At 74.1% G+C, this 24,578-nt stretch carries 24 protein-coding genes; 8 read left to right on the top strand and 16 right to left on the bottom strand.

The window, feature by feature from the left end:
• Positions 1-59: 59 nt before the first annotated feature.
• Together ACF09E_RS20250 and ACF09E_RS20245 are read right to left on the bottom strand one after the other, a co-directional pair.
• A complete protein-coding gene (locus ACF09E_RS20250) occupies positions 60-1,001 on the bottom strand; it encodes a GNAT family N-acetyltransferase (RefSeq protein WP_392206371.1) in 942 nt (313 codons plus the stop codon).
• 82 nt (positions 1,002-1,083) lie between these two features.
• Positions 1,084-2,133 carry a DUF3533 domain-containing protein gene (locus ACF09E_RS20245; protein WP_392206370.1) on the bottom strand — a complete coding sequence of 350 codons (1,050 nt, stop codon included), beginning with the start codon at positions 2,131-2,133 and terminating at the stop codon, positions 1,084-1,086.
• Between the two features lie 170 nt (positions 2,134-2,303).
• Here ACF09E_RS20245 and ACF09E_RS20240 point away from each other — a divergent pair, with 170 nt between their 5' ends.
• Positions 2,304-5,816, top strand: coding sequence for a DNA polymerase III subunit alpha (locus ACF09E_RS20240; RefSeq protein ID WP_392206369.1), 3,513 nt, complete (start codon positions 2,304-2,306; stop codon positions 5,814-5,816).
• Positions 5,817-5,944: 128 nt separating this feature from the next.
• On the opposite strand, the gene ACF09E_RS20235 is transcribed toward ACF09E_RS20240, so the two are convergent.
• The gene (locus tag ACF09E_RS20235; RefSeq protein WP_392206368.1) at positions 5,945-6,499 is read right to left on the bottom strand and encodes a Clp protease N-terminal domain-containing protein; all 555 of its coding nucleotides are present in this window, start codon (positions 6,497-6,499) and stop codon (positions 5,945-5,947) included.
• Entirely contained in the window at positions 6,499-6,708 is a 210-nt protein-coding gene (locus tag ACF09E_RS20230; protein ID WP_360609349.1) for a helix-turn-helix domain-containing protein, read from the bottom strand. The genes ACF09E_RS20235 and ACF09E_RS20230 overlap by 1 nt, the downstream gene beginning before the upstream one ends.
• A gap of 159 nt (positions 6,709-6,867) precedes the next feature.
• Here ACF09E_RS20230 and ACF09E_RS20225 point away from each other — a divergent pair, with 159 nt between their 5' ends.
• A complete protein-coding gene (locus ACF09E_RS20225) occupies positions 6,868-7,845 on the top strand; it encodes a hypothetical protein (RefSeq protein ID WP_392206422.1) in 978 nt (325 codons plus the stop codon).
• 180 nt (positions 7,846-8,025) lie between these two features.
• Positions 8,026-8,895, top strand: a complete 870-nt coding sequence (locus tag ACF09E_RS20220; RefSeq protein ID WP_392206367.1) for an esterase/lipase family protein — start codon at positions 8,026-8,028, stop codon at positions 8,893-8,895.
• Positions 8,896-8,900: 5 nt separating this feature from the next.
• Here ACF09E_RS20220 and ACF09E_RS20215 read toward each other — a convergent pair whose 3' ends face one another.
• Entirely contained in the window at positions 8,901-9,938 is a 1,038-nt protein-coding gene (locus ACF09E_RS20215) for a lytic polysaccharide monooxygenase (RefSeq protein ID WP_392206366.1), read from the bottom strand.
• A gap of 164 nt (positions 9,939-10,102) precedes the next feature.
• A complete protein-coding gene (locus ACF09E_RS20210) occupies positions 10,103-10,753 on the bottom strand; it encodes a two-component system response regulator (RefSeq protein ID WP_392206365.1) in 651 nt (216 codons plus the stop codon).
• Here ACF09E_RS20210 and ACF09E_RS20205 point away from each other — a divergent pair.
• A complete protein-coding gene (locus tag ACF09E_RS20205) occupies positions 10,676-11,137 on the top strand; it encodes a GNAT family N-acetyltransferase (RefSeq protein WP_392206364.1) in 462 nt (153 codons plus the stop codon). The two genes, ACF09E_RS20210 and ACF09E_RS20205, sit on opposite strands and share 78 nt — an antisense overlap.
• A gap of 75 nt (positions 11,138-11,212) precedes the next feature.
• Positions 11,213-11,689: a DUF6299 family protein gene (locus tag ACF09E_RS20200; protein ID WP_392206363.1), complete on the top strand. Its 477-nt coding sequence runs from the start codon at positions 11,213-11,215 to the stop codon at positions 11,687-11,689.
• Between the two features lie 110 nt (positions 11,690-11,799).
• On the opposite strand, the gene ACF09E_RS20195 is transcribed toward ACF09E_RS20200, so the two are convergent.
• Together ACF09E_RS20195 and ACF09E_RS20190 are read right to left on the bottom strand one after the other, a co-directional pair.
• A complete protein-coding gene (locus tag ACF09E_RS20195; RefSeq protein WP_392206362.1) occupies positions 11,800-12,279 on the bottom strand; it encodes a DUF402 domain-containing protein in 480 nt (159 codons plus the stop codon).
• Positions 12,260-13,183 (bottom strand): GNAT family N-acetyltransferase, encoded by a 924-nt coding sequence (locus ACF09E_RS20190; RefSeq protein WP_392206361.1) that lies wholly within the window; start codon positions 13,181-13,183, stop codon positions 12,260-12,262. The genes ACF09E_RS20195 and ACF09E_RS20190 overlap by 20 nt, the downstream gene beginning before the upstream one ends.
• Before the next feature lie 74 nt (positions 13,184-13,257).
• On the opposite strand from ACF09E_RS20190, the gene ACF09E_RS20185 reads away from it, so the two are divergent.
• Positions 13,258-13,632: a GntR family transcriptional regulator gene (locus ACF09E_RS20185; protein WP_055599231.1), complete on the top strand. Its 375-nt coding sequence runs from the start codon at positions 13,258-13,260 to the stop codon at positions 13,630-13,632.
• Positions 13,633-13,669: 37 nt separating this feature from the next.
• Here ACF09E_RS20185 and ACF09E_RS20180 read toward each other — a convergent pair whose 3' ends face one another.
• The 4 genes from ACF09E_RS20180 to ACF09E_RS20165 form a co-directional block, all read right to left on the bottom strand.
• The gene (locus tag ACF09E_RS20180; RefSeq protein ID WP_392206360.1) at positions 13,670-14,788 is read right to left on the bottom strand and encodes a DUF5925 domain-containing protein; all 1,119 of its coding nucleotides are present in this window, start codon (positions 14,786-14,788) and stop codon (positions 13,670-13,672) included.
• Between the two features lie 84 nt (positions 14,789-14,872).
• Complete coding sequence (locus ACF09E_RS20175) at positions 14,873-15,637, bottom strand: polysaccharide deacetylase family protein (protein ID WP_392206421.1); 765 nt, start codon at positions 15,635-15,637, stop codon at positions 14,873-14,875.
• A gap of 47 nt (positions 15,638-15,684) precedes the next feature.
• A complete protein-coding gene (locus ACF09E_RS20170) occupies positions 15,685-16,842 on the bottom strand; it encodes a glycosyltransferase family 2 protein (RefSeq protein ID WP_392206359.1) in 1,158 nt (385 codons plus the stop codon).
• A complete protein-coding gene (locus ACF09E_RS20165) occupies positions 16,839-17,669 on the bottom strand; it encodes a glycosyltransferase family 2 protein (protein WP_392206358.1) in 831 nt (276 codons plus the stop codon). Before ACF09E_RS20165 ends, ACF09E_RS20170 begins: the two co-directional genes overlap by 4 nt.
• 683 nt (positions 17,670-18,352) lie before the next feature.
• Between ACF09E_RS20165 and ACF09E_RS20160 the strand changes: the two genes are divergently transcribed.
• Positions 18,353-19,159: an SGNH/GDSL hydrolase family protein gene (locus ACF09E_RS20160; RefSeq protein ID WP_392206357.1), complete on the top strand. Its 807-nt coding sequence runs from the start codon at positions 18,353-18,355 to the stop codon at positions 19,157-19,159.
• 9 nt (positions 19,160-19,168) lie between these two features.
• Here ACF09E_RS20160 and ACF09E_RS20155 read toward each other — a convergent pair whose 3' ends face one another.
• On the bottom strand, positions 19,169-20,221 hold the full coding sequence (locus tag ACF09E_RS20155; protein WP_392206356.1) for a protein kinase: 1,053 nt from the start codon (positions 20,219-20,221) through the stop codon (positions 19,169-19,171).
• Positions 20,222-20,555: 334 nt separating this feature from the next.
• Between ACF09E_RS20155 and ACF09E_RS20150 the strand changes: the two genes are divergently transcribed.
• A complete protein-coding gene (locus ACF09E_RS20150) occupies positions 20,556-20,828 on the top strand; it encodes a hypothetical protein (protein WP_392206355.1) in 273 nt (90 codons plus the stop codon).
• A gap of 179 nt (positions 20,829-21,007) precedes the next feature.
• Here the strand turns inward: ACF09E_RS20150 and ACF09E_RS20145 are convergent, their stop codons facing one another.
• From ACF09E_RS20145 to ACF09E_RS20135, 3 genes are all read right to left on the bottom strand, one after another.
• Positions 21,008-22,204 (bottom strand): CaiB/BaiF CoA transferase family protein, encoded by a 1,197-nt coding sequence (locus ACF09E_RS20145; RefSeq protein ID WP_392206354.1) that lies wholly within the window; start codon positions 22,202-22,204, stop codon positions 21,008-21,010.
• A gap of 96 nt (positions 22,205-22,300) precedes the next feature.
• Positions 22,301-23,560 carry a type ISP restriction/modification enzyme gene (locus ACF09E_RS20140; RefSeq protein ID WP_392206353.1) on the bottom strand — a complete coding sequence of 420 codons (1,260 nt, stop codon included), beginning with the start codon at positions 23,558-23,560 and terminating at the stop codon, positions 22,301-22,303.
• A gap of 231 nt (positions 23,561-23,791) precedes the next feature.
• Positions 23,792-24,541, bottom strand: a complete 750-nt coding sequence (locus tag ACF09E_RS20135) for a GntR family transcriptional regulator (protein WP_392206352.1) — start codon at positions 24,539-24,541, stop codon at positions 23,792-23,794.
• Positions 24,542-24,578 lie beyond the last annotated feature (37 nt).

Raw genomic sequence — 24,578 nt, 5'->3', positions numbered from 1 at the left:
CTGCGCGCGGGGGCTCAGGGGACGCCGGCTCAGAGGGCGTCGGCTCAGAGGACGCCGGCTCAGAGGGCGCGGGCGAACTCCAGGCGGTCGGCGAAGTTCACGTACCCGGCGCGCGTGAAGGCCCGGGCCATCGCCACGTTCGCGGCGTCGCAGTCGCCGCGGATCTCGGTGGCCCCGGCGGCGGCCAGGATGCGCGTGCCCCGGACCACGACCGAGGTGGCGTACCCCCTGCCCCGGTGCGCGGGGGTGACGCCGACGAAACCGATCACCGGGACGGCGGGGTTCTCGGCGGGCAGGCTGATCACGGCGACCGTGCCGTCCGCGGCGTAACCCAGCTCCCACCAGCCGGGCTCGTGCTTCAGCTCGGCCGTCTCCTCGAAGAGCAGCTCGGCCGCGCGCCGGGCGCCGTGCCGGCGCACGTCGGCCGCGAGGCGGGCGTCGGCGGTGTCCGCGAGCAGCTCGGCGAGGGCCTCGACGAAGGGGCCGCGGCCGAGTTCGGCGAGCGAGCGGAAGGTGAGCCGGGGGTCGTCCGCGGGCAGCGCGTCCGGTGCGCCGGGGCTCCGGTGGACGAACCGGCGTCCGTCGCGGACCACCGCGAAGCCGGACGCCCGCAGCAGCTCGCCGCGGTCCTCCGGGTTCCGCTGGAACTGCGGGGCCTGGGCGGGGGAGTCGACGACGTGCTCCAGCTCCGTCGCGCCCAGCTTCCCGGCCTCGGCGGCCGCCGCGTCGAGCAGGGCGGCGGCCGTCTCCGGTGCGTCCGGCGGCGCCTCGAACAGCACCAGGGCGAGCGGGACCTCCTGTCCCGGCAGGGTCCACAGCACCACGCTGCCGGTGGGGCGGCCGTCGCCGTCCTCGGCGACCAGGCACCACTCGGGCCGGGTGCACCCGCTGTCGAGGAGCTGGGCGAGGTACGCGCGGGTGGCGGCGTTGCGCTCGGGGTCGTCGGGGTGCTCGACCAGGGCGGGGAGTTCGTCGGGACGGGCGGGGCGCACAACTGTCACGGAGGGCCTTGTCGTTCGGGGGCGGTCGGTCTGCCCCGCGAACGTAGCGGCCGTCGGCCGGACGGGCCAGCGGTTTGCGGGGTCAGGGGGTCGGCGCGCCGCCCGCGGCGCCGACCTCCTCCGCGATCGGCTCCGATCCCGGCTTGCGCCTGAGGGAGGACATCACCAGGGTGACGACCACGCCGGCGACCGCCCAGGCCGAGAGGACCAGCATCGAGGCGGTCATGTCGTTGCCCTTGAAGTAGGCGATCGAGCGGGCGGCCCAGGTGCCCGCGCCCGGCGGCAGGGCGGGGCCGATCGCGTTCCAGAACGGCGGCAGCATCGGCAGCGGGAACGCGCCTCCCGCGCTCGGGTTGCCCGCGACCACGATGAGCAGGATCGCCAGGCCGATGCCGACGATCCCGAAGACCGACTGCAGGGCGAGGGTGGCGGCTCCGACGGCGAAGACGACCAGCGTCCCGAGCCCCCACAGGGCCGCGACGCTGCCGGGCAGGGCGCCCAGGATCGGGCCGACGATGAGCGCGCCGCCGAGCCCGCCGAGGACCGAGTAGACGGCCAGCACACCGAGGCGGATGATCGCGCGTTCCCGGTTGGCGGGCCGGGAGCCGGCGCTGATCGCCAGGATCGCGGCGCAGATGTAGCCGCCGACGCACCAGCCGACGACGAGGTAGAAGGCCGAGAGGCCGTCGAAGTCCTCGGGGGACGCGGGGGCCACGTCGACGGTCCGCACGGCGCGGTCCTGGCTCGCCTCCACGCGGGTGAGCATCGCCTGCAGCGTCGAGGAGAGCACGGTGCCGCCGCCGGAGGCCACGAGCAGGGTGTCGGTGCGGCCGGCGGGGTCGACCACCAGAGCGCCGTCGATGTCCCGGTTCAGGATCTGGTTCCGCGCCGTGGCCGCGTCGGCGACCGCGCGGGCGTCGAGCGGGGAGCCGGGGAGCCGGTCCAGCTCTCCGACGAGCTGCGCGGAGACCCGCTGCGGCGCGACGACGCCGAAGGGGACGTCCCGCGGCTGGGGGTGGTGCAGGGCCCCGACATACGAGGTGATGAACAGCAGCTGGAGGGCGAAGACGCCGACGACCAGGAGGGCGGCTCGGGGGGTGACGGCGCTTTTCAGTTCGTCGACGAGGCTCATGCCCCCACGCTCCGGGGCGGGGTGTGTTCGCGCAGGTGGGACGCACCTGAATGGCTGAGTGGAGGACGCCCCGGCGTGCTTATCGTACGTGCGTTCGATATGGGTTAGAGTGAGGAACGAGGGGGTGGGAACGTACGTACGATTTCGATGCGGGAGCCGGGAGGCGCGCCATGCCGGGGTTCACGCATCTGCACACCGCCTCGGGCTACTCCCTCCGGTACGGGGCCTCCCATCCCGAGCGGCTCGCCGGGCGGGCCGCCGAGCGCGGCATGGACGCGCTCGCCCTGACCGACCGCGACACCCTCGCGGGCACGATCCGCTTCGCCAAGGCGTGCGCGAAGGAGGGGGTCCGCCCCCTGTTCGGCGTGGACCTCGCGTACGAGGCGACGGCGCCGGGACCCTCCGGACCGGGTGCGTCCGCGTCCGGCGGCGGCCCGCTCGGCGCCGCGCGGACGCCCGGCCGCGGCCCGCGGGAGATCCGGCGGGTGCCCGTCCGCGGCGGCGCCTTCGTCGACGAGTCCGCGCCCCGCGCCGTCTTCCTCGCCCGTTCCCGCGTCGGCTGGGCCTCGCTCTGCGCGATGATCACCGCCGCCCACGCCGGGGGAGGGGAGCGGCCCCTGCTGCCCTGGTCCGCCCTGTGCGACGACGGGGTCTTCGTCCTCCTCGGGCCCGACTCCGACGTCGGACGCGCCCTCGCCGCCGGACGCCCCGACCGGGCGGCCCGGCTGCTCGCGCCCTGGCGTGAGCGGTACGGCGACGCACTCCGCCTCGCGGCCGTCGACCACGGGCGCTCCGGCACCGGACACGGCTCCCTGCGGCTCGCCGCCCGGACCGTCGGCTTCGCCGCCGAGCAGGGCGTCCGGCCGGTCCTCAGCAACGCCGTCCGGTACGCCGACCCCGGCCAGGGCCCGGTGGCCGACGTCCTCGACTCGGCCCGCCGCCTCGTCCCCGTCGACCCCCGCAAGGAGCTCGACAGCGGTGCCGCCTGGCTCAAGGGGGCCGACGGCATGCTGCCCGCCGCCGAGCGGATCGTCGAGGCCGCCGGATTCCGCCGGGACACCGCCCACCGGCTCCTTGACCGGACCGCGTCGGTCGCCGCCGCCTGCCTGGTCGACCCCGAGGACGACCTCGGCATCGGCTCCGCCCACTTCCCCGAACCGCACCTCGTCGGCGCCGAGCACCGCACCGCGCAGCGCGTCCTCGCCTCCCGCGCCGCCGCCGGCATGGTCCTCAAGGGGTACGAGGGACGGGGCGCCTACTGGGACCGGATGCACCGCGAGCTGGACGTCATCGCCCACCACCGCTTCGCCCCCTACTTCCTGACGGTCGCCCAGGTCGTCGACGACGTACGGGGCATGGGCATCCGGGTCGCGGCCCGCGGCTCCGGCGCCGGCTCCCTCGTCAACCACCTCCTCGGCATCGCCCACGCCGACCCGGTCGAGCACGGCCTCCTGATGGAGCGCTTCCTCTCCAAGCGCCGTACCGTCCTGCCCGACATCGACGTCGACGTGGAGTCCGCCCGCCGACTGGAGGTCTACCGGGCGATCATCGACCGCTTCGGCACCGCACGCGTCGCCACCGTCTCCATGCCCGAGACCTACCGGGTCCGGCACGCCGTCCGGGACGTGGGCGCGGCCCTCTCCCTGGACCCGGCCGAGACCGACCGGATCGCCAAGGCCTTCCCGCACATCCGCGCCCGGGACGCCCTCGCCGCCCTCGACGAACTGCCCGAACTCAGGGAACTCGCGGGGGAGCGGGAGAAGTACGGCAGGCTCTGGGAACTCGTCGAGGCCCTCGACGCCCTGCCGCGCGGGACCGCCATGCACCCCTGCGGGGTCCTGCTCTCCGACGCCTCGCTGCTCGCCCGCACCCCCGTGGTGCCCACCAGCGGCGAGGGGTTCCCCATGTCCCAGTTCGACAAGGAGGACGTGGAGGACCTCGGGCTGCTCAAACTCGACGTCCTCGGGGTGCGGATGCAGTCCGCGATGGCCCACGCCGTCGCCGAGGTCGAGCGGGCCACCGGGACCCGCCCGGACATCGACGCGATTCCGGAGGGGGACCCCGAGACGTACCGGCTCATCCGCTCCACCGAGACCCTCGGCTGCTTCCAGATCGAGTCGCCGGGCCAGCGCGACCTGGTCGGCCGGCTCCAGCCCGCCTCCTTCCACGACCTCGTCGTCGACATCTCGCTCTTCCGGCCGGGCCCGGTCGCCGCCGACATGGTCCGCCCCTTCATCGAGTCCCGGCACGGCCGCGCGCCCGTCCGCTACCCGCACCCCGACCTGGAGGAGACGCTCCGGGAGACGTACGGCGTGGTCGTCTTCCACGAGCAGATCATCGAGATCGTACGGATCATGACCGGCTGCGGCCGGGACGAGGCCGACCAGGTGCGGCGCGGGCTCTCCGACCCGGAGTCGCAGGGCCGGATCAAACTCTGGTTCGCCCGGGAGGCCTCGGGGCGCGGATACGCGGACGAGGTCGTCGCCCGCACCTGGGAGATCGTGGCCGCCTTCGGCTCGTACGGCTTCTGCAAGGCGCACGCGGTGGCCTTCGCCGTGCCGACGTACCAGTCCGCCTGGCTCAAGGCGCACCACCCGGCCGCCTTCTACGCCGGACTGCTCACCCACGACCCCGGCATGTACCCCAAGCGGCTGCTGCTCGCGGACGCGCGGCGGCGGGGCGTGCCGGTGCTGCCGCTGGACGTGAACCGGTCGGCGGTCGCCCACCGTATCGAACTGGTGTCTGAATCCACGGTGCGGTGGGGGCTCCGGCTGGGCCTCACCGACGTCCACGGCATCAGCGAGGCCGAGGGTGCGCGGATCGAGGCCGGGCAGCCGTACGCCTCCCTCCTCGACTTCTGGGAACGGGCCCGCCCCCGCACCCCCGTGGCCGAACGCCTCGCCCAGGTCGGCGCGTTGGACGCCTTCGGCGCCAACCGCCGCGACCTCCTCCTGCACCTCACCGAACTCCGGCGCATCCAGCGGGGCGCGGCCTCGCACGGCGGCCAACTCCCGCTCGCCCAGGGCGGGAAGACGGCCCCCGTGGGCCTGCCCGACCTGGACGAGACGGAACGGCTCAGCGCCGAGCTCGGCATCCTCGGCATGGACGCCTCCCGGCACCTCATGGGCGACCACCACGCCTTCCTCCGCGAGCTCGGCGTCGTCTCCGCCCAGCGCCTGCGCGAGACCCCGCACGGCAGGACCGTCCTCGTCGCGGGCGCCAAGGCCGCCACCCAGACCCCGCCGATCCGCTCCGGCAAGCGGGTCATCTTCACCACCCTCGACGACGGCACCGGCCTGGTCGACCTCGCCTTCTTCGACGACGCCCACGAGCGCTGCGCCCACACCGTCTTCCACTCCTGGCTGCTGCTGGTCCGGGGCGTGGTGCAGCGGCGCGGTCCGCGCAGCGTCAGCGTGGTCGGCGCCGCGGCCTGGAACCTCGCCGAACTCGTCGAACTCCGCGCGTCCGGGGGCCTGGACGCGGTGGGCGAACGGCTCGCCGAGCCCGACCCGGCGGACCCGGCCGACGACACCGCGGCCGCCGGCGGACGCGGCGACTCCGGGCGGCGCATCACGATGTCCACGGGGTACGAGATGAACCCCTGGGCCGACCTCAAGCCGGCGGGCGAGGGGACCCCGAGCGGACGGAAGCTGTGGCACAGCAGCCCGGGCTCGGCGGGATGACCGGCCCGGGCCGCGCGGGTGGGCGGCCCTGCCCGGGTGCGCGGCCCTGCTTCGGCGTGGGGTCCCGCCCCGGCGTCCGGCCCTGCTTCGGCGCGCGGCCCTGTCCCGGCGCGGGGGCCCGCCCCGGCTCAGGCGGTCGCTGCCCCGGAGACCGCCGTGTCGACGGAGGCGTACGTCACCCCGTGGTCGGCGAGGACCTCCGCGACGACCCCACCGGTCGTGGTGAGCGCGAGCAGGATGTGCTCGTCGCCGATCTCCCGGTCCTTGCGGGCCAGCGCCACCCGGAGGGACTTCTCCAGAACCGTCTTGGCCTCCCGCGAGAAGGACCGGCGGCCCGACCGCCGCCCCGGGTCCCCGCGGTCGCCGGCCAGCGCGCCCGCACCGTGGGTCTCCTCCACCCGGGCCACGATCGCGCCGACGTCGATACCGAGTTCCGCCAGGGCCTCCTGGTCCGCGCGGGAGAGGCCCGCCCGGCGCCGCGCGTCGGCCAGGGCGGCCGCCAGGGCGGGGCGGCGGTCCGGCGGGCACAGCGTGCGCAGGGCGTCCGCCGCGCGGGTGCCCTCCCCGTCGAGGAGGGCGAGGAGCAGGTGCTCCGGGGTGACGGCCGTCGCGCCGCCCCGCTCCGCGTGCTCGACCGCGCCCTTCACCACGGTGCGCGCGGCCTTCGTGAACCGTTCGAACATCACTGCCTCCCGTACTTCTTGTGGACGGCCTGCCGGCTGACACCCAGCTCGGTGGCGATCTCCTGCCACGACCAGCCCTGGTCGCGCGCACCGCGCACCTGGACGGCTTCCAGCTGTTCGAGGAGTCGCCGGAGGGCGGAGACGGCCCGTAGCCCGACCCGTGGGTCGCGGTCGCCCGCCCGTGCGGCGAGATCGGTCGCATCGGTCATGACGTCAACTTACGTTGACAGCCCGCCAGCCGTCAACCCAGGTTGACGGCTGTTCGGACTCGCACAAACATTCGAACATGCTCTAGTGTGGAAGGACGGGAAGGGGCGTTCATGGGCAAACAGGGACAGTCGGCGGGACGAGGAGCGGAGGGCGGCGACATGATCCTCTGCGTACGGTTCCGCCTCGACGGGCCCGCCTTCGCGAGCGGTGGGGCCGAGGCCCTGCTCCCCCCGCTGATCGACCTGCTCGCCGAGTTCACCCCCGTCGTCGAGGCGGCCCCGCCCCGCGAGGCGCTCGCCGACGTGCGGGGCGCCCTGCGCTACTTCGACCGCGGCCCCGCCGAGCTCGCCTCGGTGATCCGGGTCAGGGCGCTCGCCCTGTACGGCGTCGACTGCGTGATCGGCGCCGGGCCCAACCCGATGCTGGCCCGGATGGCCGCGAGCGAGGCCCGGCCCGGCGCCACCCTGGTCGTCGACGACCCCGCGGCTTTCCTGCGCGACCGGCCGGTCGTCGCACTCGACGGCGTCGGCCGTGCCACCGCCCGCACCCTCTGCGGCTACGGACTCGACTCCGTCGGCCGCGTCGCGGACGCCCCCCTCGCCGTGCTCCAGCGGCTCGTCGGAGCGAAGACCGGCCGCGACCTGTGGGAGCGGGCCCGGGGCATCGACCGCACTCCCGTCGTCCCGCACGCGGTCTCCCGCTCGGTCGCGGCCGAGCGCTCCTTCCCGCACGACGAGACCGACCGGACGCGCCAGCGCCGGGCCCTGCTCTCGCTCGCCGAGGAACTGGGCACCCGGCTGCGCACGGAGGGGCAGGTGTGCCGCTCCCTCGCCGTCACCGTGCGGTACGCGGACCGGACCACGACCACCCGGAGCCGCGCCCTGCCCGAACCCACCGCCCACTCGGCCGCGCTCACCGCCCTCGCGTACGCGGTCCACGACTCCTTCGGCCTCCAGCGGGCCCGGGTGCGGGGCGTTGCCCTGCGCGCCGAGGGCCTCGCGGGTGCGGAGGGGGCGGCGCACCAGCTGTCCCTCGACCCGTCGGACGAGAAGGCCCGGCGGATCGAGGCGGTGGCGGACAGGGCGCGGGCGAAGTTCGGCCCGCGGGCGGTCCTGCCGGGATCGCTGGCGGCCTGAGGGCCCTTCCGCCGGGCCTCGGTGACGACACATCAGTTTTTACCGACGCGTAACTTCCCAGCCAAGGCTACCCGTGCGTAGCTTGGCTGAAGCGCATCCCCACCGCGCATCCCCACTTGTGGTCCGGACCGCAGGGCGTAGCACCCCCACCATCCCCTTGAGCCGCAAGGAGATCGCCCGATGCTGCCCTGGAAACACGCCGTCAGAGCGCTGTCCGTCCTGCTGCTGGCCGTCGCCGCCGTCCTCGCCCCGACCACCGCCGCCTCGGCCCGGGCCGAGACCGCCACCACCAGCCGTGGCTGGAACGACTACTCATGCAAGCCCTCCGCCGCCCACCCGCGGCCCGTCGTCCTGGTCCACGGAACCCTCGGCAACTCCATCGACAACTGGCTCGTCCTCGCGCCGTACCTGGTCAACCGCGGATACTGCGTCTTCTCGCTCGACTACGGCCAACTGCCGAACGTCCCGTTCTTCCACGGCCTCGGCCCCATCGAGGCCTCCGCCGGACAGCTCGACGCCTACGTGGACCGGGTCCTCGCCGCCACCGGCGCCCCCGAGGTCGACATCGTCGGGCACTCCCAGGGCGGCATGATGCCGCGCTGGTACCTCAAGTTCCTCGGCGGGGCCGAGAAGGTGAACGCCCTGGTCGGGATCGCCCCCGACAACCACGGCACCACCCTGCTCGGCCTCACCAGGCTCCTGCCGTACTTCCCCGGAGCCGAGGGCCTGATCAAGGCCAACACCCCCGGGCTCGCCGACCAGATCGCCGGCTCGCCCTTCATCACCAAGCTCAACGCGGGCGGCGACACCGTGCCGGGGGTCCGCTACCACGTCATCGCGACCCAGTACGACGAGGTGGTCACCCCGTACCGCTCGCAGTTCCTGAGCGGCCCGAACGTCACCAACGTCCTCATCCAGGACAAGTGCGCGCTCGACCTGTCCGAGCACGTGGCGATCGGCACGGTGGACCGGGTCGCGTTCCACGAGGTCGCGAACGCCCTCGACCCGGCCCGCGCGACCCCGACCACCTGCCTCTCGGTCGTCGGCTAGACGGCCTAGCCCTGGGTACGGCGCCGGCGCGTCGACCCGAAGAGCACGGCCGCGCCGATCGCGAGCACGGCGGCGCCACCGACCGCGAGGTACGGGGTGGTGGAGTCGCCACCGGTCTCGGCGAGCACCTCACCGGAGCCGGCGTCCGAAGCACCGGCGGGAGCGGGCGCGTTGGGCGCGGCGGAGGAGGCCTCGGCGGACGGGGCGGGCTGCGTCTCGTGGCCCGCCCCCTGGCCCGTCTCGTGACCCGTCTCGTGGCCCGGGGCGGGCGCGGTCGCCTCCGCGCCCGTGGAGGCGTCACCGTCCCCGTGCCCGCCGTGCTCCACCGAGGACTCGTCCTGACCGTCCTCGATCTGCTCGTCGCTCGGCGCGGAGGCGGTCGGAGCCGGGGCCGTACCGCCGCCGCTGTCCTTCCCGAACACCACGTCCGAGCAGGTGTAGAAGGCCTCGGGGGAGTCGGAGCGCTGCCAGATCGAGTAGATCAGGTGACGGCCCGACTTCTTCGGCACGGTGCCCTGGAAGACGTAGTCGCCGCTCTCCATCCGCGGGTCGGTCACCGTGGCGAACGGCTTGTCCTCCAGGTCCGACCACTTCAGCGGCTTCGACGGGTCGTACCCGTCCTTCGTCACGTACAGCTCGAAGGAACCCCGGTGCGGCGCGGTCCCCTTGTAACGGAAGGTGTGCGCCCCCGAGGCCAGCGTGCTGGCCGGCCAGTCGGCCCGCGCGAGGTCGAGCCCCCGGTACTTGTCGTTCCCGGCGCTGCACAGCTTGCCGTCCGGGATCAGGTCACGGTGCTTCCCGGCGGCGTTGGCGATGTTCACCGCGTTCCAGTCGTAGAACGCCTGCGCCCCACTCGCCGCCACGGCCGCCTTGCAGGCCGCCGACTTGGGCGACTCGGGCCCCTCCGCGTAACAGGCCGACACCCGGCTCACCGGATCGGTCATCGACCCGTGCGCGACAGCGACCCCGGACCCGATCCCGACCCCGGACAGGGCCAGCACCGTGGTGGCGGCGACGGCGGATGCAGTGCGACGAGAGGTCATGGGGGGACAGCTCCTTCACGAGGGTGAGGTGGGGGGACGCCGAGAAAGCTAGCCGCCCGAATCCACGAAATCCCTGCTGGAAAGCCACGGAGGCCGATCCTTAGGACCGCTTTAAGGAACCACTAAGCAGCGGCTGAGGAAGCCCCTTCCACCCGTCGACCGCCTCACCCCAACCGCCGGTACCGCCGTTCCGGCCGGCCCGTGCCCCCGTAGCGGAGGGTGACCTCCGCGCGGCCCGTCTCCGTGAAGTACTCCAGGTAGCGGCGGGCGCTCACCCGGGACAGGGAGCCGGCTTCCGCGCATTCCGTGGCCGAGAGACCCTCCGGGTGGGCGCGGAGGACGGAGTCCACCAGGTCGGCCGTGTGGGCGGCCAGGCCCTCGGGGAGTTCGCGGGAGCCGCGCGGGCGGGTGCCGAAGATCTGGTCGACGTCCTCCTGGCGGGCCTCGTCGAGGTCGTCGAGGCGGCTGCGCAGCGACGCCACGTGACGCAGCTGCTCGTGCAGCGCCGCCTGGCTGAACGGCTTGATCAGATAGTGCAGCGCCCCCGCCCGCAGGGCCGGGGTCATCCTCGGCCCGGCCGCCGAGCAACAGCTCCGCCGCGCCCTGCAGATCAGCGACGGCTCGGTGTCCGGTCTGGTGAACACCCCGTTCTCGATCGCCGTGTACACGGCCGTCGTCCTGCTGCTCGGCCGGCCGCTGCTGAGGAGGGTGATCGTCCGGCGCCGTAACGTGTCGGCATGACACACGACATCCGCCGCGCCACGAGCACCGACGTACCGGGGGTGAAGGCCGTGACCGACGCGGCCTACCACCACTACATCGAACGGATCGGGGTCGTGCCGGCCCCGATGGAGGCGGACCACGCGGCGGACGTGGCCGCCGGGCGGGTGTTCGTCGCGGGGGACCCGGTGGTCGGCCTGGTGGTCCTCCGGACCGAGGCCGACCACCTCTACCTCGACAACATCGCCGTCCACCCCGACGCCCAGGGCACCGGCCTGGGCCGCCGGCTCCTCGGATTCGTCGAGTCCCGGGCGCGCGAGCTGGGACGCCCCGAGGTCCGGCTGCTGACCAACGCGATGATGTGGGAGAACCAGAAGCTCTACGAGCGGTACGGGTACGAGGCCGTCGAGCGGCGTACGGACGGACGGTACGACCGTATTCACTACCGAAAGGTTCTCAACTCGCCCCCGATCGGGTGAGTTCGGACAGTCGGCGACCGGATCCGGTATCCCTGGCGGGCAGTACCATCCCCCCACCCCGAAGGGATCCCGCTCATGCGCGTCCGACTCGTCCTCGCCGCAGGCGTTCTGCTCGCCTCCGCCGCCGTCGCCCCTCTCGCCCACGCGGAGGGTGCCGGAGGCCGCACCGGAGGACCCGTCCCGGACGGCCCCGCCGCGACCGGCGACAGCCGTGCCCTCGACGACCTCTCCGTCTACGGCTACGGGACCGTCGGCGAGGACAGCACGGTGACGCTCTCCGGCATGTACCGCTGCCTCGACGACAGCGCCGGCCCCGTCTTCGTGGGTTCCACCCTCGTCCAGGGGGTCCGTTCCGCCGGAATCGGCGGCACCCGCGCCGTCTGCGACGGACACCTCCACGAGTGGGTCAACACCGCCGTCGTGAAGGACCCCGCGTACCGGCCGGGCGCGGCCACGGTCCGCGCCGCCCTAATGCAGCTGACGACCGGCGAGGCGGGCCTCCCGGAGCCCGGCTACCTCGCCACGGAGGACGCGTCCGTCGAACTCCGCTGACGCCGTCCGCGGCGGGGCGGCGCGGGGACCGGCCCGGCAGCACGGTCCGAGACCGGGGCGCGCGGGGCCGGTCCGGTGCCGCGGAACCGGCCCGACCGGGCTCACGGCGCCTACCGCAGCAGGGCGATCAGCCCCTCGCGGCCCAGCACCTCCAGCTCGTCCAGGGCCACCACGGCACACGCCGCCGCCTCCGGGTCGGAGGCGGCGAGGCCGCTCGCCGCGAACTCGTCCTCGTCGAGCCGCAGCACCTCGCTGCCGTCCGCCGACACCCACAGGTCCAGGTCCAGGTCCTCGACGACCACCCCGGAGCCGTCGATCACCGCCGGCCGGGTGATGTCGCAGTACCAGCCCTTCAGGGAGCCGTCGGCGGACCACACCTCCTTGACCGTGAACCAGCGGTCGCGCCAGAAGTGCTCCACGAACACGTCGCCCGGCTCGAACCGCACGAAGCCGAAGTCCCGCACGCCCTCCGCCGCCCACGGCGCGCGCACCGAGAGCCGGGCCGCGTCCTCCGCGAGCACCTCCGCCGGGTAGCGGATCTTCGTCCGGCCCGCCTTCGTCAGGGTGACCTCAACCGATCTTCCGGACATGCCGTACCTCCCGTGCGGCGACCTGGTAGCCGAACCACTCGTTGATCGCCAGCATCGGCGCGTTCCCGGTGTCGTTCCCGGTCAGGGCCTCCGTGCGGCCCGCCGCGCGGGCCCGGTGCAGCGAGGTGTTCTTGACCAGCTTCGCGAGCCCGCGCCCCCGGTACGCCGGCGCGGTGCCCGTCATCCCGGTGTTGTAGCGGCCCAGGCCGTCGGTCTGCGCCGCGGTGAACGCCGCCGGCACGTCGTCCACCACCGCGACCGTCGTCAGGGCCCGGTCGAACAGCGGGTGCTCCCAGGTGGTCGCCAGCCAGTGCGCGTAGTCGTCGAGCTCCGCGCCCACGTCGCCCGGCTCGTCGGCCGTCGTCAGCGCGTCCAGCTCGAAGAGCGGCCGCGGGTCCGCCGAGAAGTCCTCCGCGGTCAGCAACTCGACGCCGGCCGGGGGAGCCTGGAGCGGCGGCAGTTCGGCGGCGGTGAGGTCGAGCCGCAGGAAGTAGGCGGACCGGCTGGGGGCGTATCCGCGCCGCTCGGCCCAGGCCAGGTTCTCCGGCGCGTCCACGACCCAGCTGTACAGGGTCCGCGCGCCGTGCTCGGCGAGATGCTCCTCGGCGGCGCGCAGCAGGAGCGATCCGCCGCCCCGCCCGGCGTGCGCGGGGTCCATGTACACGTTGACGGAGCCGATGCCGGGCTCGGGGGCGTCATGGGCGATCCGCACCTGCGCGGTCCCGATGATCCCGCCGTCCTCGGCCACCGCGACCAGGGGACGCTCGTGGCCGTCGGGGTGGGCGTGCGTCCAGTCGAAGCGGAGCTGCTCGGCGGTCGCGAGCATGAAGGGGAGCGCGGCCCGCCGGACGCGGGCGAAGCCCTCGGCGTCCTCGGCCCGTACATCACGGACGATCACAGTCATGTGGTCGCACGCTACGGGCCGGGGGCGTGCCGCCGCCTCCCATTTTCCGGTGGGGTGGGGGCAGAATCGGCGGGGTGACACTCACCATCGCCGTGGACCACGAATCCACCACCGCTCCGTACGAACAACTGAGGGCCCAGATCTCGGAGCGGGCCCGGTCGGGCAGGCTGCCGGTCGGATACAAGCTGCCGACGGTACGAGGACTCGCGGAGCAGCTGGGCCTCGCCGCGAACACGGTCGCCAAGGCGTACAAGGCGCTGGAGGCGGACGGGGTGATCGAGACGCGCGGGAGGCACGGCACGTTCGTCGCCGCCGCCGGGGACGCGGCCACCCGCCGGGCCGCCACCGCCGCCGCCCAGTACGCCGAGGAGGCCCGCCGCCTCGGACTCAGCCGCGAGGCGGCGGAGGCGGCGATGAACGAGGCCCTGCGCGCGGCCTACGACAGCTGATCCACCGGGCCGGGGACCCGGCGGGGCCCCGGCCGTCCTACAGATACAGGCCCGCCCCCGCCGTGCGGGGTTCCGGGAGGTCCGCCGGGGGCGTGCCGCGGCGCAGGGCGAACAGCTCGGCCAGCGTCGCGCCCTCGCGCGGCACGTCGTCCGCGCGCCCGAGCCACTCCACGGACTCGGCCCGGGTCAGCGGGCCCACCTCGATCCGGGCCAGGCAGCGGCCCGGCCGGACCACCGCGGGATGGAGCCGCTCCAGGTCCTCGTTGGTGGTGACCCCGACGAGGACGTTGCGTCCCTGCCCGAGCAGACCGTCCGTCAGGTTCAGCAGCCGGGAGAGGGCCTGCCCCGCCGTGTGCTTGGCCTCGCCCCGGATCAGCTCGTCGCAGTCCTCCAGGAGCAGCAGCCGCCAGCGCCCCTTCGCCGTGCCCTCGTCCTCCCCGATGGCGATGTCCATCAGATAGCCGACGTCGTTGAACAGCCGCTCCGGGTCGAGGACGCAGTCCACCTGGCACCAGTCACGCCAGGACCGCGCCAGGGTGCGCAGCGCGGACGTCTTGCCCGTGCCGGGCGGTCCGTGCAGCAGCAGGAGACGACCGGAGATCGAGTCGGGCGTCACCCGCATCAGCCGGTCCATCGACTCCGCGACCGGCGCCGAGTAGTTGGGCCGGACCTCCTCCCAGGTCCCGGCGCTGATCTGCCGGGTCGTCCGGTGCGGGCCGCGCCGCGGGGAGACGTACCAGAACCCCATCGTCACGTTCTCCGGCTGGGGCTCCGGCTCGTCCTTGGCCCCGTCGGTGGCCTCCTTCAGGATCCGGTCGGCGAGCTCGGGGTCGGAGGCGGTCACGGTGACGTCGGCGCCCCGGTTCCAGCGGGAGACCAGCAGCGTCCACCCCTCGCCCTCGGCGAGCAGGGCACTCCGGTCGTCGTCCTTCGCGGCGCGCAGCACGGTGGCGCCGGCGGGCAGCAGGGTCGCCTCGGGCCGGACCCGGTCCACGGTGGTGCTGTGCGAGTGGGGCTGCTCCCCGGTCGCGAAGCGGCCGAGGAACAGCGCGTCCACGACGTCCGCGGGCGAGTCGCTGTCGTCGAGGGTGAGCCGGATCGGCAGCGACCGCTGCGGCTCGGACGGTACCGGTGGGGTGTCAGCCATGGGCCCCATGATCGGGCAACCGGGCATTCCGTGCACCGGGTTTTGAACGGGGCGATTCCCCGAGGGTCCGCCTCCCCGAGCCGGACCTGGGGCTCAGATCCAGTGACCCCGCGCCGCGCCCCGGGCGCGCCGCGCGAGCGCGTACCCCTTCGTCAGGGCCCGGTCCGCGGCGAACGTCCGGGCGATCGCCCGCCCCTCCACGAGCCGGGTGAACTCCTCGACGCCGGTGGACCGGCGCACCGTGACCCGCTCCAGGGCGTACGGTCCCTGGCGCCGCCTGGCCAGCGCGTTGCCGACGGCGAGGGCCTGTGTGAAGCCGGCCTCCCGGACCGTCCGGCGGACCCGGCGGCTGGAGTAGCCGTACGGGTACGCGAAGGAGACCGGCGCCGTTCCGAGTTCCTCGCCGACGATCTCCCGGCAGCGCAGCGTCTCGAAGCGGAGCGTGCGTGCGTCCAGCTGGTCCAGCTGGGGGTGGGTGTGGCTGTGGCCGCCGATCTCCGTTCCCGCGTCGGCGAGTTCGCGCACCTGAGCCCAGTCGAGCATGGTGTCGAGGGCGCCGCCCGTCTCGTGCCGGCCGCGCAGCCAGCCGGTCGAGACGAAGACGGTGCTGGCGAAGGAGTGCTTGCCGAGCACCGGCAGGGCGTACCGGTGGACGCCCTCGTAGCCGTCGTCGAAGGTGACGAGCAGCGGTCGCGCCGGCAGCTCGCCGCCGGTGCGCCAGGCCGCGGCGAGCGCGGCGGTGGTCAGCGGGGTGAACCCCCGCTCGGCGACCACGCCCATCTGTGCCGCGAAGGCCTCGGGGGTCACGGAGAGTCCCAGGGTCGCGGGCGCGGGGTCGGGGTCGACCGCGTGGTACATGAGGATGGGGACGGGGGCGGTGGAGCCCTCGGCCGGGCCGGTGCCGGTCACCGGGCCCCTCCTTCGGAGCCCACGGCCTCCGCCGGCCGCGCCTGCGTGCCCGCGGTGGCGGGTTCGTCGCCCGGCGCGGGCGCGCTGGTGGCGGCCTCCGTGCCCGCGGAGCCGGTCAGCGCCCTGGTCAGCGCGGTCCCCTCCGCCGCGGTCCCGGCCCGTTCGATCGGCCCCCAGGAGAAGGTCGTGCCGTGCCGCCGGGCCCGCAGGGTGCCCAGGGCGTAGCCGCCGGCGGCGACCGTCACGCCGGTGACGATCGCCCCGGCCCGGCCCGCGCCGCCGGAGCGGCCGCGCAGCGCGTCGCGCATCCCGCGCAGGACACCGGCGGGCAACACCCGTGTCGTGTAGCGCCGTTCGGACTCCAGGCCCTTCTGTGCGCCGACGCTGCGGGCGACGAGCGCCTTCGAGAGACCCTCGGCGTAGACCCGGGTGCGGAAGTAGGCGAAGCGTTCCCGGACGGCGGGCACCTTGTGGTGGATGACCGCCCGGTCGTCGATGAGGAGCACCGCCTCGGGCACGGCCTTGGCGAGCCGGATGCACAGCTCGGTCTCCTCGCCGCCCAGCGGCCGCCGGTCGCCGTCGCGTCCGATGCCGGTGGCGAACCCGCCGGCCGCGTCGAAGGCGGTGCGGCGGAAGGAGGCGTTGCCGCCGAGTACGTTGCGCACCGGGACGCGGCCGCCGGGCAGGCCCAGGTACGTGCAGCCGACGACCCAGTCGAACTCCTCGGGGAACCAGGCCGGTCTGCGGCCGGAGGCCCAGGAGGGCAGGGTCCGGCCGCCGACGGCCATGACGCGCGGGTCGTCGTAGGCCGCGGAGAAGTGGTGGAGCCAGTCCCGTTCGGCGACGGCGTCGTCGTCGAGGAAGGCCACGAACTCGCCGCGGGCGGCGGCGATTCCGGTGTTGCGGCCGGCGGAGAGGCCGCGGGGGCCCGCGTTGGCGAGCACCCGGACCTCCTCGGTGGGCCGCGGTTCCGCGTACTCCTCGGTCAGCCGGGACAGGAGCCGCTCGTTGTGGTCGACCACGAGCAGGGTCTCCAGGGCGGGCAGGGACTGGTTCTGGACGGAGTCGACGGCGGTGAGGATGTCCTCCCACCGGTCCTCCGTGTAGACGCAGATCACCACCGAGAAGCCGTGCGGGGACGTGCGGTCGTTCAAGACGCCTCTCCCCGGGGGACGCTGACCGAGAACGGGGCGGGCCTGCGGCGGGCGGCCCTGCTGACCGCCTTCTCCTTGAGGATGACCTTCAGGACCCGGATTCCGTCGCGTACGGCGTTGAGGTTGCTGACGCCGTGGATGCGGTTGTATTCGTGGCTCGGCACCTCCTGCACCTTGAGGCCGGCCGTGACGACGCGGATGTTGATGAGGGTCTCGATCTCGAATCCGGTGCAGTCGAGGGTGATCTTGTCGAGGCAGTGCCGCCAGAAGGCGTTGTAGCCGTAGCAGAGATCGGTGTACCGGGCGCCGAACTTGCGGTTGACGAGGGTGCAGAGGGCCCAGTTGCCCAGTCTGCGGATCGTCGTCATGTCGTCGGTGCCGCCGCCGTTGGCGAAGCGGGAGCCCTTGGCGAAATCGGCGCCGCCGACGAGTGCGGAGACGTACGAGACGATCTCCTGGCCGTCCGCCGAACCGTCCGCGTCGACCATCACGATGATGTCGCCGGTGCAGGCCGCGAAGCCGCTGATCAGCGCGTCGCCCTTGCCCTTGCCGACCTGCTTGACCACCTTGACGTCGGGCCAGAGCTCACGGGCGACGTCCACCGTGTTGTCCGTGGAATTTCCGTCGACGAGGACGACTTCGTGAATCCATTCCGGCAGCGTCTTGAAGACGTACGGAAGATTTTCGGCTTCGTTCATCGCGGGAATGACGACACTCACCGGCGGAGTGATCGCCAGATGAGAGGTGATGGCCCGGTACTGGGCGGCTATTCGACTCGGCTCGGTTATTTCTTCGCCCGAGACGGATGGGCGCAGGAACGAGCTCATAGGTCTGGTCTTCCCTCTCGTCCGGTGGGACCGCCCACCCCTTGGGCGGTCCGATGGTGTGTCCGGTTCGAAAGGGGGGTTCTCGCCACGCCCGCGCGGATGCACGATCTCCTTGCGGAATCGGCGAGTTGGCATGTCTGGCCGCGCGGTACCCGCGACCCGGCGCACATTCGAACACCGAGCACGGCACCCCCCTACCGCGCCCCGCACCGAGGCCATCGGCGACGCGAGAGCCCTCCCCTGAGCCGCTTGCGTGATGGATCGGTGCGGGTGAGATGTACGACGGTATTGATGAATGGGACTGTATGGCAAGTCCCTGATCTGTGGCCCGCTTTTCCGTAGTTTGGCGAAGCTTCGACGGTCAGATGTGCAACCATCCCGATCGGATTCGGTCAATCCGTTTGCGTGCAGAGAACACTGAGGTGAAGTCAGTCTTCTGTGCTTTGTTGTGCGAATGTGTCGCGTTCACATGTGATCGTTACGCGGGACCGGAGCTTCCGCTTCCTGTCTTGATCCGACCACTCCCTGTCGATCGGTGACGCCGCCCGCTCCTGGCCGAAACCCGACGGTCCATGACGGAGGGTCGGATGATGTTCACCCTCACTTTTGACATGAACACTTCCGGCGCGGCGGATCCGATGCTACTACCTGGTAGCGCAGAGATCCTGCTAAAGGGAGGTTCCATGAGACTGTCCCGTTTTGCCGCCGTTTCGTCCTCGCTCCTCCTCGGTGCCGTCCTCGCCCTCACCGGGGCGGGCGCCGCCCAGGCCGCCGAGACCGCCGCGCTCGACTACGTGGCCCTCGGAGACTCGTACTCCTCCGGCGTGGGCGCCGGGAGCTACGACAGCGCCAGCGGCGACTGCAAGCGCTCCACGAAGGCGTACCCGGTGCTGTGGAAGAACGCGAACGCCCCCTCCTCGTTCGCGTTCACCGCCTGCTCCGGCGCCCGAACGGGTGATGTGACCGCCAATCAGCTCGGCCCTCTCTCCGCCGCCACCGACCTGGTCTCCGTCACGATCGGGGGAAATGACGCCGGTTTCGCCGACGTCATGACCACCTGTGTGCTGCAGTCCGAAGCCACCTGCATCAGCCGTGTGAATCAGGCCAAGAGCTATGTCGACACGACGCTCCCCGGCAAGCTCGACTCCGTCTACACGGCGATCAGGAACAAGGCCCCCGCCGCCCACGTCGTCGTCCTCGGCTACCCGCGCTTCTACCAGCTGAGCGGCAGCTGCATCGCGGGGCTGAGCGAGAACGAGCGCCGCGCCATCAACGGAGCCTCCGACTACCTCAACGCGGCCGTCGCCAAGCGCGCGGCCGACCACGGCTACAGCTTCGCCAGTGTCGTCCCGGCGTTCACCGGACATGAGATCTGCTCCGGCTCCGCCTGGCTGCACAGCGTCAACTGGCTGAACATCGGGGAGTCCTACCACCCGACGGCCTCGGGCCAGTCCGGCGGCTACCTGCCCACCTTCAGGAACGCGGTGTAGCGCGAACCCTCAGGGGCGCGGTGTGGCGGAACCGCCGTCCGAGGCGCCGGGGTCGGCCGGAGCGGTGCTCGTGACACCGCCCGGCCCGGGCCCGGTGCCGCTCTCGTCGTCGCGGACCAGGTGGTACGCCAGCGCCCCCGCGATGAGCAGCGCGCCGACCACTCCCGCGAGCACGACATGGGACCGCCGGGGCGATCGCGCCCGGACGGGCGGACCGGCCGGGTCCGGCGCCGCACCGACGCCCGCCGCGGAGACGCTCCCCCCGCGGCCCTCGCCGTCGCCCTCGTCCCGCCGGCCCCGCCCCGCTCCGGCGCGACCGGCGGACGCGCCGGACGGGGCTACGGAGGGTCCGGCGGTTCCGGCCGAGCCGGTCGGCGCGGGCCGCGTCCCGCCCGCCGCCAGCCGCCGCAGCTCCCGCTCGACCCGATCCGGGTCCGCGGGGTGGTCCCGGTCCTCGCCCGCCGACTCCTCGGCGAGGGCGCGCAGCTCCCGGACCCCCTCGTCCTCCGCGGCCGACGGCGGCGGCAGCGCCGCCGCGAGGAGCCGTCCGAGGGCGCGCCGCTCGGCCGCCGGCCCCGGATCGTCCCCCGGGGCGGTGCCGAAGCCGGTGACGACGATCCGTCCGTCGTTGGCGAGGAGGACGTGCTCGGGATCCACCTCCCGGTGCGGGACGCCCGCCTCCCGCTCCGCCCGCAGCCCGGCCAGCACCTCGGCCCCCACCCGCGCGGCCTCCCGTGCCGGCAGCGGCCCGTCGGCCTCCAGCGTCTCGGCGAGGGTGAGGCCCCGTACCAGTTCCATGGCGACCCAGGGCCGGCCGTCCTCCGTGGCGACGCCGAGGACCCGCACGACGGCGGGGTGGGAGATCCGGGCGGCGGCCCGGGCCTCGCGCTCGCGCCGCGCGTAGAGGAGGAGCGCCTCGTCCGCCGGGAGGTCTTCCGGGGCCCGGAGTTCCTTGAGGGCCACCTCGCGGCGGTCCGTCTCGTCCAGGGCGCGCCAGACGGTGCCCGTCGCCCCCTCGGCGAGGACGTCCAGCAGCCGGTAACGACCCGCGATCACCGTCATGGATCCACGGTAGCCGAGGGGGGTCCTCCCGTCCCCGGTCCTGCGCCGGTGTCCTGGCCGGCCGCGCGCGGCGCCGCGGTGGCGATCTTGGTGGTGGAGATCACACGGATCCGGGTAGGCGGTGGGGAGGGTCAGGAGGGCAGGATGGTTCGTGACGGTTCGGCAGGTGTTCGAGCCCTGTCCAACTCGCCCTGGAATCAGACGGATTCGGACGGTGACCGTCAACCCCCGTACGAGTGCCGTGAATCCCGTCGCCGGGATGCACGGGTGTCACCGCGGGGCGATAGGGTTAACCTGCCCTGGGTCGGGTGCCCTTGTACGGGTGGGGAGTGACATGGAACAGATAGCAATGCGCAGCAGGCCGCGAGTGCCTGCCATCACCTGCGGGAGCAGCGCGACGAGTTCGCGCCTCGACCGCCACCTCGCGGTGCTCGGCGGTCCCGCCATACCGCAGCGGGAGGTGGCCGAGGCGACCCTGCTGATGCGCGAGCTCACCTCGCGTGCGCCCGAGGTCCCGGTGCACGGTCACCGCAGCCGCAGCGCGCGGGTCTCGCTCTTCGCCCCGCTCCGCCGCCTGCGCCGCTCCCTCTTCGGAACGCGCCGCTAGCCGCCGGGTGCGCCGGGTCGAGCGACCCCGAGGTTCCCGCCCGCTCCCGCCCGGTCGCCCGTACGACTCCGACCGAACGACCACGAGATCGCCGGACGTGTCCCCGCCCGTCCGGCGTTCCGTCGTGTCCGGCCACGGGCCCGACCCCTCCCCGTACGGGGCCGGGCGGTCCGCGGTCCTCAGGCGACCACCCCCGCCCCCCTCAGCTCCCTCACCTCGGCCTCCGGCACCCCGAGTTCCCCGAGGATCCCGTCCGTGTCCTGCCCGAGGGCCGGGATCCGGCCCATGCGCGGCTCGGGGGCGTCCGGGAACACGAGGGGCGGCAGCAGCGAACGCAGCGGCCCCACCTGCGACTCCACCTCCCGCCAGCGGTCCCGGCCGGTCAGCTGGGGGTGGTCGGCGAGCTCCGCGACCGAGTTGAGCCGGGCGCAGGCGATCCCCGCCGCGTCGAGCCGGGCCAGCGCCTCGGGCGCCGTCAGCGGGGCCAGCGCCGCGGCGACGACCGCGTCCGTGGCCGCCCGCCCGGCCACCCGGGCCGTGTTCGTCGCGAAGTCCGGGTCCTCCGCCAGCTCGGGCCGGCCGATCACCTGTTCCGCGAGCCGCCGCCACTCCCGGTCGTTCTGCACGGAGAGCAGCACCAGGCCCCCGTCCGCGGTCGGGTAGGCGTCGTACGGCGCGATCACCGCGTGCGCGAGCCCCGTTCGCGCCGGGGGCGTGCCCCCGTGCATGCCGTGATGCAACGGGTGCCCCATCCACTCCGCGAGCGAGTCCAGCAGGGACACCTCCACCGGACCGCCCCGGCCGGTGGTGCCGCGCCGCACGAGCGCGGCGAGGACACCGGAGAAGGCGTACATCCCGGCGGCGATGTCGGCCGCGGGGATCCCCGACTTGACCGGCTGCTCCGGCGTGCCCGTCACCGAGACCAGACCCGCCTCGCACTGGACGAGCATGTCGTACGCCCGCCGGTGCGCGTACGGTCCCGTCGCCCCGTACCCGGAGACGTCCACCGCGATCAGCCGCGGGTGGGCCGCGCACAGGGCGGCGGCGTCCAGGCCGAGCCGGGCGGCCGCGCCCTGGGCGAGGTTCTGCACGAAGACGTCCGCGCCCGCCACCAGCCGGCGGACGAGGGCCAGACCGCGCGGGTCCTTGAGGTCGACCGCCACGGACTCCTTGCCCCGGTTGCACCACACGAAGTGGGAGGCGAGTCCGCGCGCCGCCGTGTCGTACCCCCGGGCGAAGTCCCCGCCGTCGGGGCGCTCGACCTTGATGACGCGCGCGCCGAGGTCGGCGAGCTGCCGCGTGGCGAAGGGAGCGGCGACGGCCTGCTCGACGGCGACGACCGTGATGCCGTCGAGGGGGAGTGGCTGAGTGCTCATGAGAACCCTGCCTACCCCGCGGGGCCGGTCCCTGTCACCAGGGGACATGTCACCCGCGGACCCCGGCCCGGGCTGCCGGCACCGCCGGAGGGGCCGTCAGAGCAGCATGAACTGGCCCTCCGGGCCCTCCTCCTGGTGGTCGAGCACGGAGGCGGGCCGCCGGGACCCGGCCGGCGGCGGCAGCACACCCGCGCCCCGCAGCTCCTCGCGGTCCGCGGAGGCCGCCGCCTCCGGGGCGAGAGCGGCCCGCTCCGCCTCCCGCGCGCCGAGCAGCGCCAGCACCGTGACCAGGTCGAGCAGCTCAGAGGTCCACTCCTGCGGCCAGGCCGCCGGACCGATCGCGTCGAGCGTCCCGGGCTCCACCGGTGCGGTCCGGTGCGCGAACCACTGCTCCAGGACCCGCGTCCCGCCGACGCTGTACTCCCAGGCCTCCACGGGCACGGGGGAGACGCGGCCCGCGTCGAGGCACAGGGCCTCGTCGCCCGCCTCGTAGGTCAGCGTCCGCGGGCGGGGCGGCACGGCCGCCCGCACGTACGGGCGGCGCCCGCCCGGCAGTCGCGGCTTCGTCCCGCTGAGCGCGCCCCGCGCCTGGACGTCGACGAGTTCCCGGCCCAGGGCCACGCCCGCCGTCCAGACCTCGGGGTCCGCGGGGAGCGGCACCCGACAGCCGGCCGGCGAGGGCCGGGCCGCCGCCACCGTCCACGCGAGCCACTCCAGGGCGTCGACCCGGCGCCCGTACCGCTCGCCGAGAAAGGCCAGGAGGCCCGGGGCGAGATTGGGCTCCACCCCGCCGGGACGCCGGAACAGCGGGCGGATCCGGCCCGGACGGCCCGCGGGGGAGCGGCCCTCGGGCAGCGCGGACGTCACCAGGACCGCGGGGCCGGCCGCCCCCGGCACGTACCCCTGCTCGACCGCGAAGAGCTGAGGCTTCCCGGCGACCCGCCACAGCTCCGGGCGCGCGGTGTCGATCAGCCGGTGGTCGGGCAGCAGCAGCTGCTCGTCGAAGGGCCCCCGTGCGACCCGCACGGGCTCCGGGCACGGCCCCGACTCGCGGGACCAGCGCACGGTCCCGGTCCGCTGGCCCGGCAGCGCGGCGACCGCGCTCGCCGGGGTGCGCGCCCGGCTGGGGCGGAACAGGGCCTCCCGCTCGGCCCCCTCGGCGGCGACCAGGCGGTCCCAGCGGGACCGCAGCGTCCGCGCGTCCGGCGCCACGATCCACGAGCGGCCGAAGCGCAGCGGCGCGACGGACCACGGCATGAGGTCGTCGAGGAGGGGCAGGTCGTCGACCGGCGGCGCGCCGACGGGGCGGGGCGGATCGGCGTCGTTCGCTCCGGGGGCTTCCGTCACGCCCCGCATGCTAACGACGACCGGCCGCGGGACTCCACCGTCGGCGGGATCCCGCCGGTGCGGGGTGCGGAGTGCGGAGTGCGGGGGTGCGGGGGGTGCGGTGCAGGTGGTGCGGCGGGGTGCGGCCGGGTGAGGGGGTGCGGCGATGCGGTTCGCCGGGGGTGCGGGCCGTGCGGCGGTGCGGGCTCGGGTGGTGGCGGGCGGGAGGTCCCGGCTCGGCGGGGCGACGGCTCGACGGTTCTACTGGGCTTCGACCGTGACCGTGAAGGAGAAGCGGTCGCCGCGGTAGCGGATGCGGGCCACGTCGACGACCCGGCCCTCCTCGTCGTACGTCACGCCGGTGTAGTGGAGGATCGGCGACAGGAGCGGGACCTCCAGGAGCGACGCCGTCTCCGGGTCGGCGAGCCGGGCCTCGACCGTGTCCGTGATGCGGCTGATCCGCACCCCCACGACGTCCCGCAGCACCTTCGTCATCGGCCAGCGCTCCAGATCGGCCGGATCGACCGCGGCGGCCAGCTCGGGACGCACCGCGTTCTCCGCCCAGTTGGTCGGCTCGCCGCTCTCGCCGTCGCGGCGCAGCCGCCGGTACGCCACGATCTCCGCCAGGTCCGGGAAGTGCTCGGCGAGCTCGCCCGGCACCGGCGCGGCGCCGTGTCCGAGGACCGTCGTCCGCTCGCCGGACTGCTGGGCCACGATCGCGTCGATCGAGCCGAGCAGCCGGCGCGGGGTGGACCGCCGCGCGCCCGGCTCGATGAAGGTCCCGCGCCGCCGGTGCCTGCTGATCAGGCCCTCCTCCTCCAGTTCCTTGAGGGCCTGGCGCATCGTGAGCACGCTGACGCCGTAGTGCGCCGCGAGCTGCTCCTCGGTGGGCAGCCGCAGCGAGGCGTCGGGCGTGCGCCCCAGTATCGAGGCGCGCAGCGACTGCGAGACCTGGTACCAGAGCGGCAGCTTGCGGTTCAGGACCAGCGAGTCGGGAGCGAAGGCGGTCACGGGTTCTCCGTACGAAGGCTACGGGCTTACGGCCGAG

It is taken from the genome of Streptomyces sp. NPDC014891 (genome assembly GCF_043081085.1).
Taxonomy (GTDB): domain Bacteria; phylum Actinomycetota; class Actinomycetes; order Streptomycetales; family Streptomycetaceae; genus Streptomyces.
Note: the sequence above shows the minus strand (reverse complement) of the source record. Positions and strands in the feature narration are given on the sequence as shown.

Excerpts from the sequence above, each read along its gene's own strand:
- ACF09E_RS20215 (WP_392206366.1), bottom strand. The coding sequence starts at position 9,938 with ATGACCTCTCGTCGCACTGCATCCGCCGTCGCCGCCACCACGGTGCTG.
- ACF09E_RS20230 (WP_360609349.1), bottom strand. The coding sequence starts at position 6,708 with ATGACCGATGCGACCGATCTCGCCGCACGGGCGGGCGACCGCGACCCA.
- ACF09E_RS20165 (WP_392206358.1), bottom strand. The coding sequence starts at position 17,669 with ATGAGCTCGTTCCTGCGCCCATCCGTCTCGGGCGAAGAAATAACCGAG.
- ACF09E_RS20225 (WP_392206422.1), top strand. The coding sequence starts at position 6,868 with ATGATCCTCTGCGTACGGTTCCGCCTCGACGGGCCCGCCTTCGCGAGC.
- ACF09E_RS20140 (WP_392206353.1), bottom strand. The coding sequence starts at position 23,560 with ATGCGGGGCGTGACGGAAGCCCCCGGAGCGAACGACGCCGATCCGCCC.
- ACF09E_RS20155 (WP_392206356.1), bottom strand. The coding sequence starts at position 20,221 with ATGACGGTGATCGCGGGTCGTTACCGGCTGCTGGACGTCCTCGCCGAG.
- ACF09E_RS20145 (WP_392206354.1), bottom strand. The coding sequence starts at position 22,204 with ATGAGCACTCAGCCACTCCCCCTCGACGGCATCACGGTCGTCGCCGTC.
- ACF09E_RS20160 (WP_392206357.1), top strand. The coding sequence starts at position 18,353 with ATGAGACTGTCCCGTTTTGCCGCCGTTTCGTCCTCGCTCCTCCTCGGT.
- ACF09E_RS20200 (WP_392206363.1), top strand. The coding sequence starts at position 11,213 with ATGCGCGTCCGACTCGTCCTCGCCGCAGGCGTTCTGCTCGCCTCCGCC.
- ACF09E_RS20175 (WP_392206421.1), bottom strand. The coding sequence starts at position 15,637 with ATGTACCACGCGGTCGACCCCGACCCCGCGCCCGCGACCCTGGGACTC.
- ACF09E_RS20205 (WP_392206364.1), top strand. The coding sequence starts at position 10,676 with ATGACACACGACATCCGCCGCGCCACGAGCACCGACGTACCGGGGGTG.
- ACF09E_RS20195 (WP_392206362.1), bottom strand. The coding sequence starts at position 12,279 with ATGTCCGGAAGATCGGTTGAGGTCACCCTGACGAAGGCGGGCCGGACG.
- ACF09E_RS20190 (WP_392206361.1), bottom strand. The coding sequence starts at position 13,183 with ATGACTGTGATCGTCCGTGATGTACGGGCCGAGGACGCCGAGGGCTTC.
- ACF09E_RS20240 (WP_392206369.1), top strand. The coding sequence starts at position 2,304 with ATGCCGGGGTTCACGCATCTGCACACCGCCTCGGGCTACTCCCTCCGG.
- ACF09E_RS20180 (WP_392206360.1), bottom strand. The coding sequence starts at position 14,788 with ATGGGGCCCATGGCTGACACCCCACCGGTACCGTCCGAGCCGCAGCGG.
- ACF09E_RS20150 (WP_392206355.1), top strand. The coding sequence starts at position 20,556 with ATGGAACAGATAGCAATGCGCAGCAGGCCGCGAGTGCCTGCCATCACC.
- ACF09E_RS20245 (WP_392206370.1), bottom strand. The coding sequence starts at position 2,133 with ATGAGCCTCGTCGACGAACTGAAAAGCGCCGTCACCCCCCGAGCCGCC.
- ACF09E_RS20235 (WP_392206368.1), bottom strand. The coding sequence starts at position 6,499 with ATGTTCGAACGGTTCACGAAGGCCGCGCGCACCGTGGTGAAGGGCGCG.
- ACF09E_RS20220 (WP_392206367.1), top strand. The coding sequence starts at position 8,026 with ATGCTGCCCTGGAAACACGCCGTCAGAGCGCTGTCCGTCCTGCTGCTG.